Consider the following 15,863-nt stretch of genomic DNA (forward strand, 5'->3'; position numbering starts at 1 on the left):
GGTCTAAATATGAAAATCGTAAATCACCTGCTCTCCACAATAATCATTACTTTTGTTTCCTTCTCTGGGTTAGCAACAACATACCCAGTGACACTCACTGATATTGATGGCCAGAAAATTACCTTACAGCAAGAACCTAAACGGGTTGTCCTACAAGATGGTAGGGATATTTTAACTCTTGCATTACTTGACAGAGATAATCCATTTAATCGTGTTGTCGCTTGGAACAATAACCTAAAAAAAACAGATCCAAAAACGGTCGAGTTACTAGGCCAAAAATGGCAATCTGATATGCAAAAAATCCCTGATATGGGATTTAACGATAAAGGTGAAGTCAATACTGAACTGGTTATTGCTCAAAAGCCTGATGTACTTATTGCTCAGCTACGTGCCAAACCCGCTTTAGAAGGTTCGGGGGTAGTTAGCCGCCTAAAAGAAGCCAATATTCCTATCCTATATATTGATACTTTTTTACAGCCTGTAAAAAACACCACTGCAAGTATCGATATTCTTGGTCAAGCGCTAAATAAAGAAACAGAAGCTAAAGCCTATACTGATTTTTACCAAAGCCATTTGACTGCCGTTCAACAAACAACAGCAAAAATTAAACAACAGCCTCAAGTGTTTATTGAAGCCAAAGCGGGTGCCAATGGCAGTGATAGCTGCTGCTTTACCCATAACAATGCAGGCTGGGGTGGAATGGTCCAAGCAACTGGCGCTAAGAATATTGGTAGCCAATTTTTACCAGGAGCTTCAGGCACTGTATCTTTAGAGCAAGTGTTAACCTCCAAACCAGATGTTTATATTGTGACGGGCTCTCGTTGGATTAATAAAAACAGTATTGCTGCACCATTTGGTTATGGCGTAACGGAGAAAGAAAATCAAAGTGGTTTTGAAAGATTAGAAAATAGGATCGGATTTAACCAAATCAGCGCCGTGAAAAATGGCCGATTATATGGTGTGTATCATAATTTTTATAATCACCCATACAATATTGTTGGCATCGAATACCTAGCAAAATTTATTTACCCAGAGCAATTTACCACTCTTAAGCCTGAAGATACCTATAATCAAATTATTACCACATTTACGACAATTCCTGTCGCTGATGCTATTTGGGGATCTCAAGCAAAACATTAGCCATTATTCACAGGCTCTCATATATACTCTAAATAATTCTAGATGCTGATAGACGAGTCACATAGATTAAACTATGTGACTCGGTGAGCGTCGCGCAGTCACTTATATCTCAACAAAAAGCCCTGCAACTTGAAGTATGGCGAGTATATGAGAGCCAGTACTCACTTTATGCTTTAGCTACTGTCAGTTCACCTTCTCTATTATGATGATAATGGAAGGTGAAATAGAAAATAACAGCCAGCACCACAGTATAAGAAGCGAATACTAACCAAATAGTCTGCCAATCTTTCACGCCATCTACACTGAAGTAATCAACCACTAATCCACTGACTATCGCACCAAAGTAAGCTCCTACCCCATTAACCATAGTCATAAACAGCCCTTGGGCGCTGGCCCTCATGCGGTTATCGACTTCTTTTTCAATAAAAATAGATCCAGAAATATTAAAGAAATCAAAAGCACAACCATAAACAATCATCGACATAATCAAAAACATCAGGCCGATTGCAGATGGATCACCAAAAGCAAAGAACCCAAACCTTAATGTCCAAGCTAACATACTCAGTAACATGACGGTTTTGATGCCATAACGTTTTAAAAAGAAGGGGATCGCCAAAATAAAACCAACTTCAGCCATTTGTGAAACTGATAATAAAATCGAAGGATATTGAACAATTAGGCTATCCTGATAGAGAGGATCACGAGCAAAATCGTGCAGGAATGGGCTACCAAATGTATTGGTAATTTGTAAAACCGCGCCTAATAGCATGGCAAATAAAAAGAATACCGCCATGATCGGTTTTTTAAATAGGACTAACGCATCAAGGCCTAATTTACTCACCCAACTCGTTGAGATGGCTTTTTTATTCACAGCAATGTGTGGCAGTGTCAAAGAATACAACGCTAACAATAATGAGCAACTTCCCGCAATATAGAGTTGCATACTACTTAATTCAAATTTTAATAAACTGATGCTCCACATTGCAATGATAAAGCCAACCGTTCCAAATACTCGTATAGGTGGAAAGTTTGCAACAGAATCTAATTGATATTGGCTGAGTGAGGAGTAGCTAATCGAGTTGGATAATGCAATAGTTGGCATAAATGCCATCGCATTTATCAGCATTATCCAAAACATCAGTGTCGAATCCGTCACCGTTGCCGCATAGAATAACGAACCCGCACAGATAACATGACAAATCATATATAATCGATTTGCCGGAATGTATTTATCTGCAATAATTCCGATAATACCGGGCATCAGAATAGCGGCAACGCCTTTAGAGCTGTAAACCAGTCCAACTTCAGCACCAGAAAAATTTAGTGTTTTGATCATGTAGGCGCCGAGTGTGACTAACCAGCTTCCCCAGACAAAATACTGTAAAAATAACATAACTTTTAAGCGGGTTTTAATATTCATACGAAGCTCCATTGGGAGTGATAGCCCTTATACTTCAAGTTGCAATCTCACTATACTCGTCATACTTCAAGATGCAGGGTTGTTGACTGCCCCCAGCCAGCCGAGTCACATAGTTCATCTATGCTCCCGGTCTATCTTCACTTGTCGCCTATCTGCAACTCGAATTATTTAGAGTAATAAATTAACTGCAGATCGAATTATTTAGAGTTCTTACTTTATTTGTTTTTATTTTCACTTCAGCAATAGCGACGCCAAATAGAATAATGGCAACACCAATAAACTGAATGAATTCAAGGGGTAGATGTAATACGGTTACAGATAATAATATGGTTACGGGCAACTGCATTGAACTTAAAATGGTCGCCAAGCTGGTTCCTATCAGAGGAGTCCCCTTAGCAAACATCCACATGCCAAAGAAGGATCCGAAAAAAGCAAGAGGTAGACCATAAGAGAAAAACAGTGCATTAAATGTAGTCAAATCTAACAAGAAGGTTGGAGGAACAACGATAGAGGTTAAAATAGCACCACCAGTGACCATAATGGCTGAACGCATCATAGGATCAGTGTTAACAGCAAGTGCTCCACTCACATAAACGCGTACTGCATTCGATAACGCAGCACATAGCCCTAAAGCAATCCCCAACCAATGAAATTGAATACCTGATGTATTCAGCAGCCCAGTTGCAAACAGAGTTCCGATTAAAATCAATAACACAGAAACAATCGTCATTAATACAGGAAACTGCCTTGTCACAACAGCATTAATCGCTACCCCCATCCAAGTGAACTGTAAAAACAGCACGACTCCTAGTGCGGGTGACAAATACTGTAGTGATGCATAATACAGTAAGCCAGTTAACCCCGTTGTGGTTCCTGTTAGTAACATCAACATTGATTGCTTACGCGTCGGCCAGCTCAGTTTTTTCTTTCTAGCTACGGCTCCAGCGACAACAAATAACCATAACAAAACAGCCCCTAAAACTGTTTGGCTGCCGATAACATCATTTAAAGAAAACCCAGCTTGATACGCCAAAACCACCAATGTTGATAAAATGCCATAGCTGCAAGCGCCCAGCGAAACTAAAATTAACCCCTTTAATTTCATTTTAATACCCACCTACATACTGCCTACGGCATTCTTTATATTAGTTTGAGAAAAAGTTAGAAGCGTGCGATCACACCGGTGACTAATTTCAGGAAAGTCGCTTTTACTTTTTCAGCGGTTTCAATAACCTCATCATGGCTTAGTGGTTGTTCTAAAATGCCACATGCCATGTTAGTCAGGCAGGAAATACCTACTGTTTTGATCTGTGAGTGATGAGCCACTAATGCCTCAGGCACTGTTGACATACCAACAGCATCAGCACCTAGTGTTCTGATCATGCGAATTTCTGCTGGTGTTTCGTATGTAGGACCCGTCCACCATGCATACACGCCTTGGCGTAATGCAACGCCCTGCTCTTTAGCGACATCAAGAATAGTTTGGCGAAGTTCTTTGTTATAAACCTCACTCACATCTAAGAAACGAACGCCTAATTCGGGATTATTTGGTCCCATTAATGGGTTGTTTGCCGTTAAATTGATATGATCGGTGATAACCATCAAGTCGCCAGGGTTGAAATCGGTATTAACCGCACCGCAGGCATTAGTGATAATCAATTTTTCGACGCCTAATGCCTTCATTAAGCGCACAGGGAATGTCACTTGTTCGAGAGAAAACCCTTCGTAGTAGTGGAAACGCCCTTTCATTGCCACAACATTTTTACCTGCGATAGTACCAATCACCAGCTCATTAGCATGGCCAACCGCTTCCGATTTAGCGAAATGAGGGATCTCGCTATACGGAATATGAACCGCATTTTCTAAAGTATCTGCAAATGGGCCAAGGCCAGAGCCTAAAATAATACCCACAGTTGGTTTAATATCAGTACGCGTTTCAATAAAACGCAGGCTTTCTAAAATATCGTTCGTGTTGTGCATAATCGTCCCCAAAACTACTCGAATGATTGAATATATAGAGATTCGTCATACTTCAAATTGCAGCGCTTGCCGTCAAAGTGTGGTGGCGATGTCGTGCTCACCAAGTCACATCGTTTATCTATGCACTTTGCCTACCTTCATTTGCCGCCAACCTGCAACTCGAATTATTTAAAATATAAAAAGGTAATAAGGGGATAATAAAGTAATTTAAAAATCGAACAGCGATCTTAATCTCATTTTAAGAAAAAGTATTTGGGTATGATAGCTACCTAGAAGCGGCTCTTTTTACCTATACTCTAAAAATTAGAAATGTTGCTCAGCAACAGTGAGCGACATCACCGTACCTTAACGCAAGGCATTGCAACTTGAAGTATGGTGAGAATAAATATGCTAATCTTTGACGCTGCATGTGTTGATAAAAGAAAGGTGATGGTTTGTTACTGACACTATTAAATGAATTTCGTACTTCGAAAAATTCAAAAACCCGCAAATTAAAAATGCTTTATCGGCTGATCCTCAATCATGGACCAATCCGAGCCGAAGCATTAGCCTCACTTGCCAGTATGAAACCAGCAACCTGCGCTAGACTTCTTGATGAGTTAAGTAAGAGCCAATTGATTTCGACCTCTGAACTCGGTGAATCAACCGGTGGGCGTAAACCAATACTATACAGTATCAACTCAGATGATGGTTATGTGGTTGGTATTGAAATGAGCGACCTCTACTCAACGATCATGTTGCTCAACCTAAAATTAGATATTTTAGGAATGATAAAAATAAAAAATGAGCATTTAGAAAGCGCGGAAAGCATGCTCGACAATCTGTTAATAAAACTTGATCAACTTCTTACCGAACATCAATTAACGACAGCAAAAATCTTAGGTATTGGTATTGCCATCGATCATATTTTAGAGCGAGATAAAGTCGCCTTTAGCCAATATAACGCCAGAATAGTCAGTTTATTCAACTATATTGATAGTAAAGTTCCTTGTTTTGTTACTTTGGGCAGTGGTATTACATTCGCCGCCCTTGCAGAATATCGGCTGAGATATAATTCAGAAAGCCAACGTTTTTTATTTACGACCTGTGATACCGATATACGCAGCTGCACGATCATCAATAACACCTTTGCGCCTGCACCAATTAGTACAGCTCAAGCATTTGGTCACACAACGATTGATATTAAAGGACAACGATGTGAATGTGGCTCCTATGGCTGCTTAAAGCAATACAGTTCTCTATCCGCAATTAAATCTCGAGTGATCCAACAACTGCGTTTAGGTAAGCCTTCTCTAATTAATCAACTCACTAACAATGAGTCAGAAATCAATTACCACACCATATTCCAAGCCTTAGCACAGGAAGATCAATTATGTTTGGACGTATTAGCCGAGGCAGCTCACTATTATGGTATTGCCATCGCAAATGCCATTTTAACCTTACAGCCTGACGTTGTTGTTTGTGGAGGAACACTGACTCCCAAAAATCATTTTTTTGCGATGACAAAAAAAGCGATAGAAGAAAAAATGTCAGCCTTCCCGCATATCCAAACGCATATTTTTGCCGCGAACGACTCCTATGAAGTGGTGGCACAAGGCGCGGGGGGGATGGTTTTAGAGAATTACTTAGCGGATTAGCAATATCTGCAATCTAGTAAAATCAAAACTTAATTAAGTGATTAACACGAGTCAACAACCCTGCAATTTGACGAATTACAAGTATAATTAAATTGTTTGTATAAGTAGGAGTAATAAATGCAATTTGAAACAATCCCCGTAGAAAAAATTTTAGCATTTAAACAAAAGCTTATCGAACACTCTCCGCTGATCCACTGCATGACCAACGACGTAGTGCAATCTTTCACCGCAAATATTTTATTAGCGATAGGCTGCTCGCCAGCAATGGTTATTGAACCCGAAGAAGCCGAACAGTTTGCTGCCATCGCTAATGGTTTACTGATTAATGTTGGTACCTTAACGGCTGAACGTCAGATTGCCATGCGTTTAGCCGTACACAGTGCTATCAAAGCTCAAAAACCTTGGGTTTTAGATCCGGTAGCCGCAGGTGCATTGTCTTTCCGTACTCGTTTCTGTCATGAATTATTGGCTTTATCACCCACTGCTATTCGTGGTAATGCATCAGAAATCATGGCGTTAGCAGGCCTCAGCTCAGGTGGGCGGGGTGTTGATTCATTAGATACCACCAACGATGCTTTACCCGCCGCACAATCACTCGCTAATAGCGCACGAACCATAGTTGTAATTAGTGGTGAAGTTGATTATATCACTGATGGCAATAAAACTATTGCAGTCACTGGGGGCCATCCAATAATGACGCGAGTCGTTGGAACTGGCTGTGGGCTATCTGCTGTCGTCACAGCGAGTTGTGCGTTATCAGGAGATCAATTATACAATATTGCCAGTGCATGTGCGCTGATGAAGCGAGCAGGTGAGCAGGCCAAACAAAATTGCCGAGGAACAGGGAGTTTTATTCCTGAGTTCCTTGATGCACTTTCTTACTCTAATTTATGATTGGCGGCAGTTATAGACGCGTTTTCTTTCCACGCATTTTTCGTGACCAGTGACGGATCTGGTTACGTAGGGAGATAAATCGGTACACAACACTTTTTTTCTCGGGTTCGATCCCATAAAAACGTTTTAAAGCCACTAAATCATTTGCTTTGCATATAGCGAAGTTACCAAAGTCTGACAAATCTATAATTTTAAGGCCGCTTTCTGTCAGTACAAAATTACCTGCATGAATATCATTTGATGCAAGGCCATATGAATGCAACTTGTTAATTAATTTTGCTATTTCCGTATAATAAGGTTTAATATCATTTATCTCAGAGAGTACCGTTCCCTCAACATACTCAGCGATAATCCATGTTTCTAGTGCCTCACGGAAGCGTATTTTTTCTGCAACGAAATAGATATCATTAGTGATCTGGCAACCTTGATCCTGTGCGCGTACCAATCGATGAAATAAGCGTGAAAAGTAAGGGCCTGAAATTACACGCATAATACGCTTTTCTAACCGTCTATCTCGTTCCTTTTCGCACTTGATAATATAGTGTTTATCATTCACCGTGATGCGTGCCACACTGCGCTCAACATTACCGCTATTGAGGATTTGTCCCGTTATTTTACCTTGAATATAATCATCAATAATCTGTGCAAAATCGATATCAATTTGCTTTTGATATACAAAATATCCATTTCTTTTTGTTGTTATAATTTTTTGCATTATTTAAGAAACCCATTATTGAAGTCATTCTAAGCAATACTAACAACTATCTACTATGTTTTATTAGCTATTACTTGCAAATCACTATTTTTGATAAAAATAGCATTATTTTTCAAATAATAATCTCTTCGGGATATTTAGCGATAATTTTAAAAAACACATTAACTCTAACTATAAAAAATTAAATATCAATAAGTTATATTCATAGTATATGATTACGATGCTAGTTACAGACAATAAACAGTAGTAATTCATGCGTAGTGAAATACACATTGAGTTACCGAATTTAAATAATTTTATAATTAATTAATAACTCAGTTTTATTTGATGACTACCAAGTTAAATAATGTGAAAAGGATAGCTTATTTAAAATTTAGAGGATTGAGGCGACATTTATCGCCTCAATATATTGACGGTATTGACTGGTTTATCGTCAGTTAATCATTGCCAAACAGATCACGTGTATACACTTTCTCTGCGACATCTTCGAGTTCAGGCACCATCCGGTTGGCTAAAATAATATCGCTATCGGCTTTGAATGCTTCAAGATCACGATACACTTTGGAGCGGAAGAATTCGTCCTCTTTAAGCACCGGCTCATACACAATCACTTCAATGCCTTTCGCTTTGATGCGTTTCATCACACCTTGTACCGCCGAGGCGCGGAAGTTATCTGACCCCGCTTTCATCACTAAACGATATACCCCGACTTTACGTGGCGCTTTGGCAATAATCGCATCCGAAATAAAGTCTTTACGGGTACGGTTAGATTCCACAATCGCATTAATGAGGTTATTCGGTACATCGTCATAGTTAGCCAGTAGCTGCTTGGTGTCTTTCGGCAAGCAATAACCGCCGTAACCAAATGAAGGGTTGTTATAATGGCTGCCAATACGTGGGTCTAAAGACACCCCTTCGATGATTTGACGTGCGTTCAAGCCACGGCTCTCTGCATAGGTATCTAATTCATTGAAATAGGCCACACGCATCGCTAAGTAAGTATTGGCAAATAATTTAATCGCTTCCGCTTCAGTGCCATCGGTAAACAGCACGGGGACATCTTTTTTGATAGCGCCTTCAAGCAGCAAATCCGCAAAGATTTCCGCTCGCTCAGAGCGTTCACCCACCACAATGCGTGATGGGTACAAGTTATCCCACAGCGCGCGGCCTTCACGTAAAAATTCAGGGGAGAAAATCACATTGGTGTAGCCAAACTCTTCACGCAGGCGCTCAGTAAAGCCAACAGGGATGGTGGATTTAACAATAATGGTGGCTGCTGGGTTAATTTTCTGCACATCATGAATGACTGATTCAACTGACTTGGTATTGAAGTAGTTGCTTTTCGGGTCATAGTCAGTCGGTGTGGCAACAATTACATACTGTGCGCCCGTATAGGCTTCAACAATATCTTGGGTGGCACGGAAATTGAGTGTTTTTTCACGCAAAAACTGTTCAATTTCGGTATCGATAATCGGCGATTGCTTATTGTTCAGCATCGCCACTTTTTCAGGCACGATGTCGACGGCCACCACTTCGTGGTTTTGTGACAGTAACATGGCGTTAGACAGACCCACATAGCCTGTACCGGCAATTGCTATTTTCAAAACTGACCTCTCAAATCCATCTTAGGACATTACAGGGAAATTGATGATATTTTACAGGCGGTAGTAGGATTGATACCAATCGACAAATGCCTGTACGCCCTGCTCAATAGAAACTTGTGGGCGATAACCGGTGACCTTAAATAGGTCTTCAGTGTCCGCCCAAGTGGTATACACATCCCCAGCCTGCATCGGTAAAAAGTTTTTAATCGCTTTTTTCCCTAATGATTTTTCAAGTGCAGCAATAAAGTCCGTCAATTTGACGGGCTGCCCATTCCCAATATTATATAAACGGTATGGCGCACTGCTTTGTGCAGGTGAAAGCGAACAGTTTTCTGGGTCTGTTTGTGGGATTATATCGGAAATACGGATGATCCCTTCCACGATATCATCAATAAAAGTGAAATCACGGCTGAGATTGCCGTTATTATAAACATCGATTGGCTCACCGGCTAAAATAGCTTTGGTAAATTTGAATAGTGCCATATCTGGACGACCCCACGGGCCATACACCGTGAAGAAGCGCAAACCGGTCGTCGGGAGCTGATACAAATGTGAATAGGAATGCGCCATCAATTCATTGGCTTTCTTCGTTGCCGCATACAATGAAACGGGATGGTCAGTAGGCATATCCGTACTAAATGGCGTTTGGTCAGTGATCCCATAGACTGAGCTGGAAGACGCATAAACTAAGTGCTTGATTTTCGCTTGTCGGCAGCCTTCTAAGATAGCAAGATGGCCATTAAGATTACTGTCTGCATAGGCAAACGGGTTTTGCAGTGAGTAACGAACGCCTGCCTGAGCAGCAAGATGGATCACTCTATCAAACCCTTCTTGAGTACACAGTACCACCACTTTTTCACGCTCAGTAATATCGAGAGGAATAAAGCGAAAATGCGGGTATTGCTCAAGGAGATGTAAACGAGATTGTTTAAGCCCCTGATCGTAATAAGCATTCATGTTGTCGATCCCAACAACTTCATGCCCACTCTCCAATAAACGCTGACATAGCCTAAAACCAATAAACCCTGCACTGCCAGTAACTAAGTATTTCATGTTAATTGTCTTCTAGCGTTGAGCGATTGGTGCAAGCTCACAACAAGCTGCACCTCAAATTATTTAGAGTACATATAGAGTCTCAGACCTATAAATGTAGCAATGGTTTTACTCACAGAGAAATAAAAAATGTGATTGTCGGAAAGTTAACATATCAGTGGGGTAACTGGCGTTAACATCGATTGATTAATTTCTTTTAATGTTGGGGCACCAGCAGCGCCTTGCTTGCTAACAACGATCGCGGCCACATGATTACCAAGGTCGACACAATCCTTCAATGGCAAACCTTGAGATAATCCTGCAATCAGTCCCGCAGTATGTGCATCTCCAGCACCAATCGTATCGACAACAGAAACTTGATAGGCAGGAACAAAAATAGGTGAGCTATCGGGCTGACACAACCAAGCACCTTGGCTATCTAGGCGTAAAATTAAAGTAATACCCGTGCTACTTGCATAATCCGCAGAGAGTTGCACCAGTTCCCCTTCACCACAAAGAAAGCGTGCCTCATCACGATTAACGGTTAAAATCGTTCTATCGGTTGGCAACTGACGCAAAAAATTATGTGGGAGAGTGGCCAAGCGAGGCCCAAGATCTAAAACCAATGTTTGTGTTAAACAATCATTGAGTAACCACTGTTGGATAGCCTCCCCTTGCTGGCACCCTAACTCATAACCACTCGCATAGATAATGCTATTAGGGGGAAGAGCAAATGATTGTAATTCAGTGCGATCCCACTGCTCTTCACAACCGGGTATTGAAATAAATGTTCTTTCACCACTCGCTTCGGCTAATGCAAAACACCAGCCATTATCTTGTGTTTCGCTGGTTAACCTAGGAGGAATGCCAAGCTCGGTGAGTGCTTGGCAGACACGTTGCCCCCATTGACCATTCCCCACTCGGATACCATTAATGACAGGGATCTGTAGGCGAGCTAAAGCACGTAGTACGTTAAAGGCACAGCCACCAATTTGCCAGCCATGATCACGGGCGATAATGTCCTCGCCACTGCGGGGCATTTTTGCAACACTCAGAACACGATCGCCCGCCGCCGCACCTATCACTACCGCAGTACGCATTAATGCTTCTCCACCGGACGACTAAACATCAGATATAAGCCGTACAATACAAAACTTAATACAAACGATAATAAAATAGACAAACTGGAGCCTTCAAAAATACCTGTCGCCCAAGGCCCTTTAATAAATTCATTATCACTAACTAACAGTCCTGCTAGTGCACCCAGTAACCAACATAATAGCGGCACCCAACGAATACCGGCATTCGACTGTCCAAATAATTGTTCAAACTCATAACCTTTATGACTACGCAACACCGCATAATCCAACATAAACACGGCTTCCCATGCAGCTAAAAACACGCCACAAAACAGCAGGAAGGCGATAAAGGAATTAATAAACTCCCCTGAGATAAACAATATATAGATAGCAACACCCATGACTAACACGGCATCCAATGCAACAGCATAGACTTGGCGAATTTTCACGCCAATAGTCAGTAAATTAAGGCTAGCAGAATAGAGGCTCAGTACTGCAATTGTGATGATCCCCGCCGTTGCAGTTAGCAGATAAGGAACTGACATCCAACTTGGTAACTCGGTACCAATTAATGCGATTGGATTTTCTGCGGAGGCTAGTTCAGGCAAACGCGCTGACAACAGAATACCTGTAAAGAGTAAAATAAATAATGGTAATGTCGCACCGAATGTTACGGCATTAAAAATGGCCGATTTTGATGAACGGTCGCTTTGATAACGGCTATAATCAGCTCCTGCAATTCCCCAGCCAATCCCTGTTCCTGCTGCGATAATCGACACCGCAGGTAAGAAGCTCGTTAACCAATCCCCCGAAGGCATTGATAAAACAGCACTCCAATCGGTTTGCCAAATAATATACAGTGCAGCAATTAAGGTCATGGTACCAAAAATACGGGTGATCCAACTTTGCATTACCACCACTGTTGCTTGGCCTAACAAGCTAATCGTGATGGCCAATCCACCGAATAGCACCATACAGACAACGGTTAAGGCAATCGAATCACTAAAGCCAAGTACTTGAAATAGGGCTTTAAGGGTTAATGTTCCCGTGATCATATTGATGGCTTCCCAGCCCATCAGTGTGATCCAACTAAAAAACGTGGGAGCAATATTTCCTGTTTTACCAAAAATGGTACGCGAAAGCGTCAGCGTCGAGGTACGACCTTTTTGCCCTGATAGGCTGATATAGCCAACTAATGCAAAGCTAGCAATACCAATTATTGTGGCGAGTAATGATTGAAAAAAGGAGAGACGAAAGGAAACAATAATTGCGCCATAAACAATACCAAGTATACCTATATTGGCTGCGGACCAAATCCAAAATAGCTCAAGCGGTGTTGCGGTACGTTCATGTTCAGGGACAATATCTATACCCGTATTTTCGATTTTCCAAGCTTCATTGGTTTGTGCATTGTCAGGTAGTGCACTCATTCAACTCTCCTTATTGACGTAAGGTGGCGAGTATCTCTGCGTAAGGATGGAAATCTATATTATTAGAATTATTAATCAATGCAATCCATTCTTTAGGAAAAGATTGAATACCTGACAAAGCTCCCGAAATCGCTCCAGCCATAGCCCCAATGGTGTCCGTGTCCCCCCCCAGGTTGGCACAATACTTCGCACACATGACAGGATCACCATTTGTAAGGTCAACTATGGCTAGAGCGCAGGGAATCGACTCTATCGTATCCATACCAGCACCGATAAAATCGTACAGCTCTTTGAGCGTTGCCTTAGGAGAGTATGATTTCAACTCACTTACCTTCTGAAAAGCCAAGGTAATTCTTTGACCTAAAGAAGGGCTAAATGTTGAGGCGTACAACAATTGCACCTCATCAGCGAGTATAGGGAGTTCTTTTTTAATTTGGGACCACGATGTTTGCTCGATAGCTCGGCTAATTGCCCAAGCAATAACAGTGGCGCCTGCAATCGCAATATCCGACTTATGTGTCGGAATACAAGCCGCTTCAACGGTTTTTATAAATTGATTGCGATCCGCAGTTGAAGCAACACAGCCCACAGGCGCGATCCGCATTGCTGCACCATTAGTCACTCCATTCGACACAATTTCACTAATGGGTTCTCCAGCTTGGATAGCTAATAGAGACTGTTTTGAAGTTGGCCCAAAAATATTTTTCTCAAAGGCGTTAATGCAGTTTGCCCATGCCAAAATATTTTGTGCAATCACCTTCGGCTCTACCCTACCGTTACACGAGATAATCGCATCCATTAATGCTATTGCTTGATGAGTGTCATCTGTCACTTCACCGGCACGAAACCCGATGGCTGCGATATTTTCGTCTGGCCCTGGCAAAAAGTTATCTATCCAGCCGAAAAACTGTTGAACCTGGTCTTGACGCCACAGTTCAGAGGGCATACCCATGGCATCCCCTGTTGCCTGACCATATAAGCATCCAAGTATCGCGTTTTTAATGTCGGGTTTCAGCCCCATTTTTACTCCCACTACTACTTTCCTTAACAACATTAATTATATTAGCAGCAATTAAGTCCAATACCAGTCCAATAAATCAAAAAACAATGCCAATGTAAGTCCATTCGATGTTATTATGTATATTATCAACTCTGTTATAAACTTAATTTGTTGAAAGATTTATGGAAAAATACAATGCAAGCACGCTTTCTTAAATGGATAAAATCGCAGTTAGATCTCAATTCCACGATGCCCCTTTATCGCCAGTTACAACAAGCGATTGAATCTGCTATTGAGCATCAAATAGTGGATGCAGGGGACTTTTTACCTGCGGAGCGCCATCTTGCACAGCAACTCAATTTGTCGCGTGTGACTATTAGTAAAGCCATGCAGGCACTAGAAAAGAAAGGAGTTGTGATCCGCCAACAAGGCGTCGGAACACAAATCGCTAAATATTTAGGTTATTCATTATCACATGAAAGCGGTTTTACATCGCAAGTGATCAAAGCTGGCGGAACCGTCACTACTCAGTGGCTATTACGCACACTGACAGAAGCACCCGCAGACATTGCAGCAAAACTCGGCTTAGCTGTGGGGGCGCAAATTGCACAATTAAGGCGTATCCGTATCGCTAATGGCCAACCCGTCTCTTTTGAAAATAACTATATTCCATCTCAGTATTTGCCTGAACCTGCAAAATTGACTGATTCACTGTATGCCTTATGGGAGAGTCAGGGTATCACCTTTAGCCAAGTACAACATAAGGTTAAAGCAATCAGCTGCAATGAAGAACAAGCCAACTGGTTAAATTCAACTGTGGGTGCACCACTATTATTTGTACGGCAAACGAGTACCAGTAAATCTGGGGTAATTATCGAATATAGCGAAATCATCTGTCGTGGTGATATCTATGAATTAGAATTTAATTCACCTTAAGCGTAATGTGATCTTATCCACGAACCAAGCCCCTATTTTGGATTAGTAACCTATAACGTTTTATTCTATGAGTGGACAGTTTTATTACTTTCAGAAATGAGGTCAATTATGCAAATTTCCGCTCGTAACCAATTAACAGGTACTGTTAGCGCGATCAAAGAAGGTGCGGTAAATAATGAAGTGGTGTTATCTTTAGGTAATGGAGAAGAACTCACCACCGTAATTACACGCGAAAGCTGCAAAACATTAGGCTTAGTGGTCGGTAAAGAAGCCATTGCGATTATTAAAGCCCCTTGGGTGGTACTGGCAAAACCCGATTGTGGCTTGCAATTTTCGGCACGTAATCAATTCAATGGTAAGATTAGCAATATTGTCGAAGGCGCGGTCAACAGTACCGTTCACCTTGTTACTGACAAAGGCATTGAACTGACAGCCATTATCACCAATGAAAGCTTCCAAGACATGGCGTTAACTAAAGGTGTTGATATTACCGCACTGGTTAAAGCCTCAAGTGTGATCCTAGCCACACGTAAATAATCCATTCTATCTCACCAAACTACGCGCTCTCGTTGGCGTGTGGTTTTGTCACCATCGTATCGCGCGCCAACATTAAGTAATATGATACTATTTTAAAACATGGTGATGAATAAATAGGGATAAGATGGCGACGCTAAAAGATATCGCAACTGAAGCTGGAGTATCACTCAGTACTGTTTCACGGGTATTAAACATTTCCATCACACGACAATGAATGAACCACTCCTGATATTGTTTCAATTTAGGTATCCCCTCCTTTCCAACCATAAGTTTTGTATATTCTCATTTTTCTTTGGAATAAAAATAAATTTTAATTTTCATAACCATATTCATATCGATAAGATTTACTTAATAACAAACTATAAGTTGCTACAATTTTATTAGAACATTGCATATAAACATAACCAAAATTATTGACGATGACGCTAAATTAAAATCACTATATATCTTTAATATATT

14 protein-coding genes and 1 pseudogene are annotated in these 15,863 nt (G+C 41.1%); 6 read left to right on the forward strand and 9 right to left on the reverse strand.

Going from position 1 to position 15,863, the window contains the following annotated elements:
- The first annotated feature begins 9 nt into the window (after nucleotides 1-9).
- Entirely contained in the window at nucleotides 10-1,140 is a 1,131-nt protein-coding gene (locus tag JI723_RS19655; protein ID WP_272580803.1) for an ABC transporter substrate-binding protein, read from the forward strand.
- A 166-nt stretch (nucleotides 1,141-1,306) separates the two neighbouring features.
- On the opposite strand, the gene JI723_RS19660 is transcribed toward JI723_RS19655, so the two are convergent.
- From JI723_RS19660 to JI723_RS19670, 3 genes are all read right to left on the reverse strand, one after another.
- Complete coding sequence (locus tag JI723_RS19660; protein ID WP_319068059.1) at nucleotides 1,307-2,560, reverse strand: nucleoside permease; 1,254 nt, start codon at nucleotides 2,558-2,560, stop codon at nucleotides 1,307-1,309.
- Nucleotides 2,561-2,741: 181 nt separating this feature from the next.
- Nucleotides 2,742-3,665, reverse strand: a complete 924-nt coding sequence (locus tag JI723_RS19665; protein ID WP_337979677.1) for an EamA family transporter — start codon at nucleotides 3,663-3,665, stop codon at nucleotides 2,742-2,744.
- A gap of 56 nt (nucleotides 3,666-3,721) precedes the next feature.
- Nucleotides 3,722-4,540 (reverse strand): purine-nucleoside phosphorylase, encoded by an 819-nt coding sequence (locus JI723_RS19670; RefSeq protein ID WP_140179874.1) that lies wholly within the window; start codon nucleotides 4,538-4,540, stop codon nucleotides 3,722-3,724.
- 434 nt (nucleotides 4,541-4,974) lie between these two features.
- On the opposite strand from JI723_RS19670, the gene JI723_RS19675 reads away from it, so the two are divergent.
- Together JI723_RS19675 and thiM are read left to right on the forward strand one after the other, a co-directional pair.
- The gene (locus JI723_RS19675; RefSeq protein ID WP_070929878.1) at nucleotides 4,975-6,177 is read left to right on the forward strand and encodes an ROK family protein; all 1,203 of its coding nucleotides are present in this window, start codon (nucleotides 4,975-4,977) and stop codon (nucleotides 6,175-6,177) included.
- Between the two features lie 117 nt (nucleotides 6,178-6,294).
- Nucleotides 6,295-7,071, forward strand: a complete 777-nt coding sequence (gene thiM, locus JI723_RS19680) for a hydroxyethylthiazole kinase (protein WP_272580807.1) — start codon at nucleotides 6,295-6,297, stop codon at nucleotides 7,069-7,071.
- Between the two features lie 10 nt (nucleotides 7,072-7,081).
- Here thiM and JI723_RS19685 read toward each other — a convergent pair whose 3' ends face one another.
- From JI723_RS19685 to JI723_RS19710, 6 genes are all read right to left on the reverse strand, one after another.
- Entirely contained in the window at nucleotides 7,082-7,786 is a 705-nt protein-coding gene (locus tag JI723_RS19685) for a lipopolysaccharide core heptose(II) kinase RfaY (RefSeq protein ID WP_140179877.1), read from the reverse strand.
- A 437-nt stretch (nucleotides 7,787-8,223) separates the two neighbouring features.
- Entirely contained in the window at nucleotides 8,224-9,390 is a 1,167-nt protein-coding gene (locus tag JI723_RS19690; RefSeq protein ID WP_140179879.1) for a nucleotide sugar dehydrogenase, read from the reverse strand.
- A gap of 51 nt (nucleotides 9,391-9,441) precedes the next feature.
- Nucleotides 9,442-10,443: an NAD-dependent epimerase gene (locus tag JI723_RS19695; RefSeq protein ID WP_272580808.1), complete on the reverse strand. Its 1,002-nt coding sequence runs from the start codon at nucleotides 10,441-10,443 to the stop codon at nucleotides 9,442-9,444.
- Nucleotides 10,444-10,589: 146 nt separating this feature from the next.
- Nucleotides 10,590-11,522 carry a PfkB family carbohydrate kinase gene (locus JI723_RS19700; protein ID WP_272580809.1) on the reverse strand — a complete coding sequence of 311 codons (933 nt, stop codon included), beginning with the start codon at nucleotides 11,520-11,522 and terminating at the stop codon, nucleotides 10,590-10,592.
- Entirely contained in the window at nucleotides 11,522-12,931 is a 1,410-nt protein-coding gene (locus tag JI723_RS19705; protein ID WP_272580810.1) for a purine-cytosine permease family protein, read from the reverse strand. The genes JI723_RS19700 and JI723_RS19705 overlap by 1 nt, the downstream gene beginning before the upstream one ends.
- 10 nt (nucleotides 12,932-12,941) lie before the next feature.
- Nucleotides 12,942-13,952 carry an ADP-ribosylglycohydrolase family protein gene (locus JI723_RS19710; RefSeq protein ID WP_272580811.1) on the reverse strand — a complete coding sequence of 337 codons (1,011 nt, stop codon included), beginning with the start codon at nucleotides 13,950-13,952 and terminating at the stop codon, nucleotides 12,942-12,944.
- Between the two features lie 174 nt (nucleotides 13,953-14,126).
- Between JI723_RS19710 and JI723_RS19715 the strand changes: the two genes are divergently transcribed.
- The 3 genes and pseudogenes from JI723_RS19715 to JI723_RS19725 all read left to right on the forward strand — a co-directional run.
- Nucleotides 14,127-14,867: a GntR family transcriptional regulator gene (locus JI723_RS19715; protein WP_070929871.1), complete on the forward strand. Its 741-nt coding sequence runs from the start codon at nucleotides 14,127-14,129 to the stop codon at nucleotides 14,865-14,867.
- A gap of 108 nt (nucleotides 14,868-14,975) precedes the next feature.
- The gene (locus JI723_RS19720) at nucleotides 14,976-15,404 is read left to right on the forward strand and encodes a TOBE domain-containing protein (RefSeq protein ID WP_272580812.1); all 429 of its coding nucleotides are present in this window, start codon (nucleotides 14,976-14,978) and stop codon (nucleotides 15,402-15,404) included.
- A 124-nt stretch (nucleotides 15,405-15,528) separates the two neighbouring features.
- Nucleotides 15,529-15,597 (forward strand): annotated as a pseudogene (locus JI723_RS19725) (LacI family DNA-binding transcriptional regulator); the annotation flags it as partial.
- Nucleotides 15,598-15,863: the final 266 nt, after the last annotated feature.

This window comes from Providencia manganoxydans, assembly GCF_016618195.1.
Lineage (GTDB): Bacteria > Pseudomonadota > Gammaproteobacteria > Enterobacterales > Enterobacteriaceae > Providencia > Providencia manganoxydans.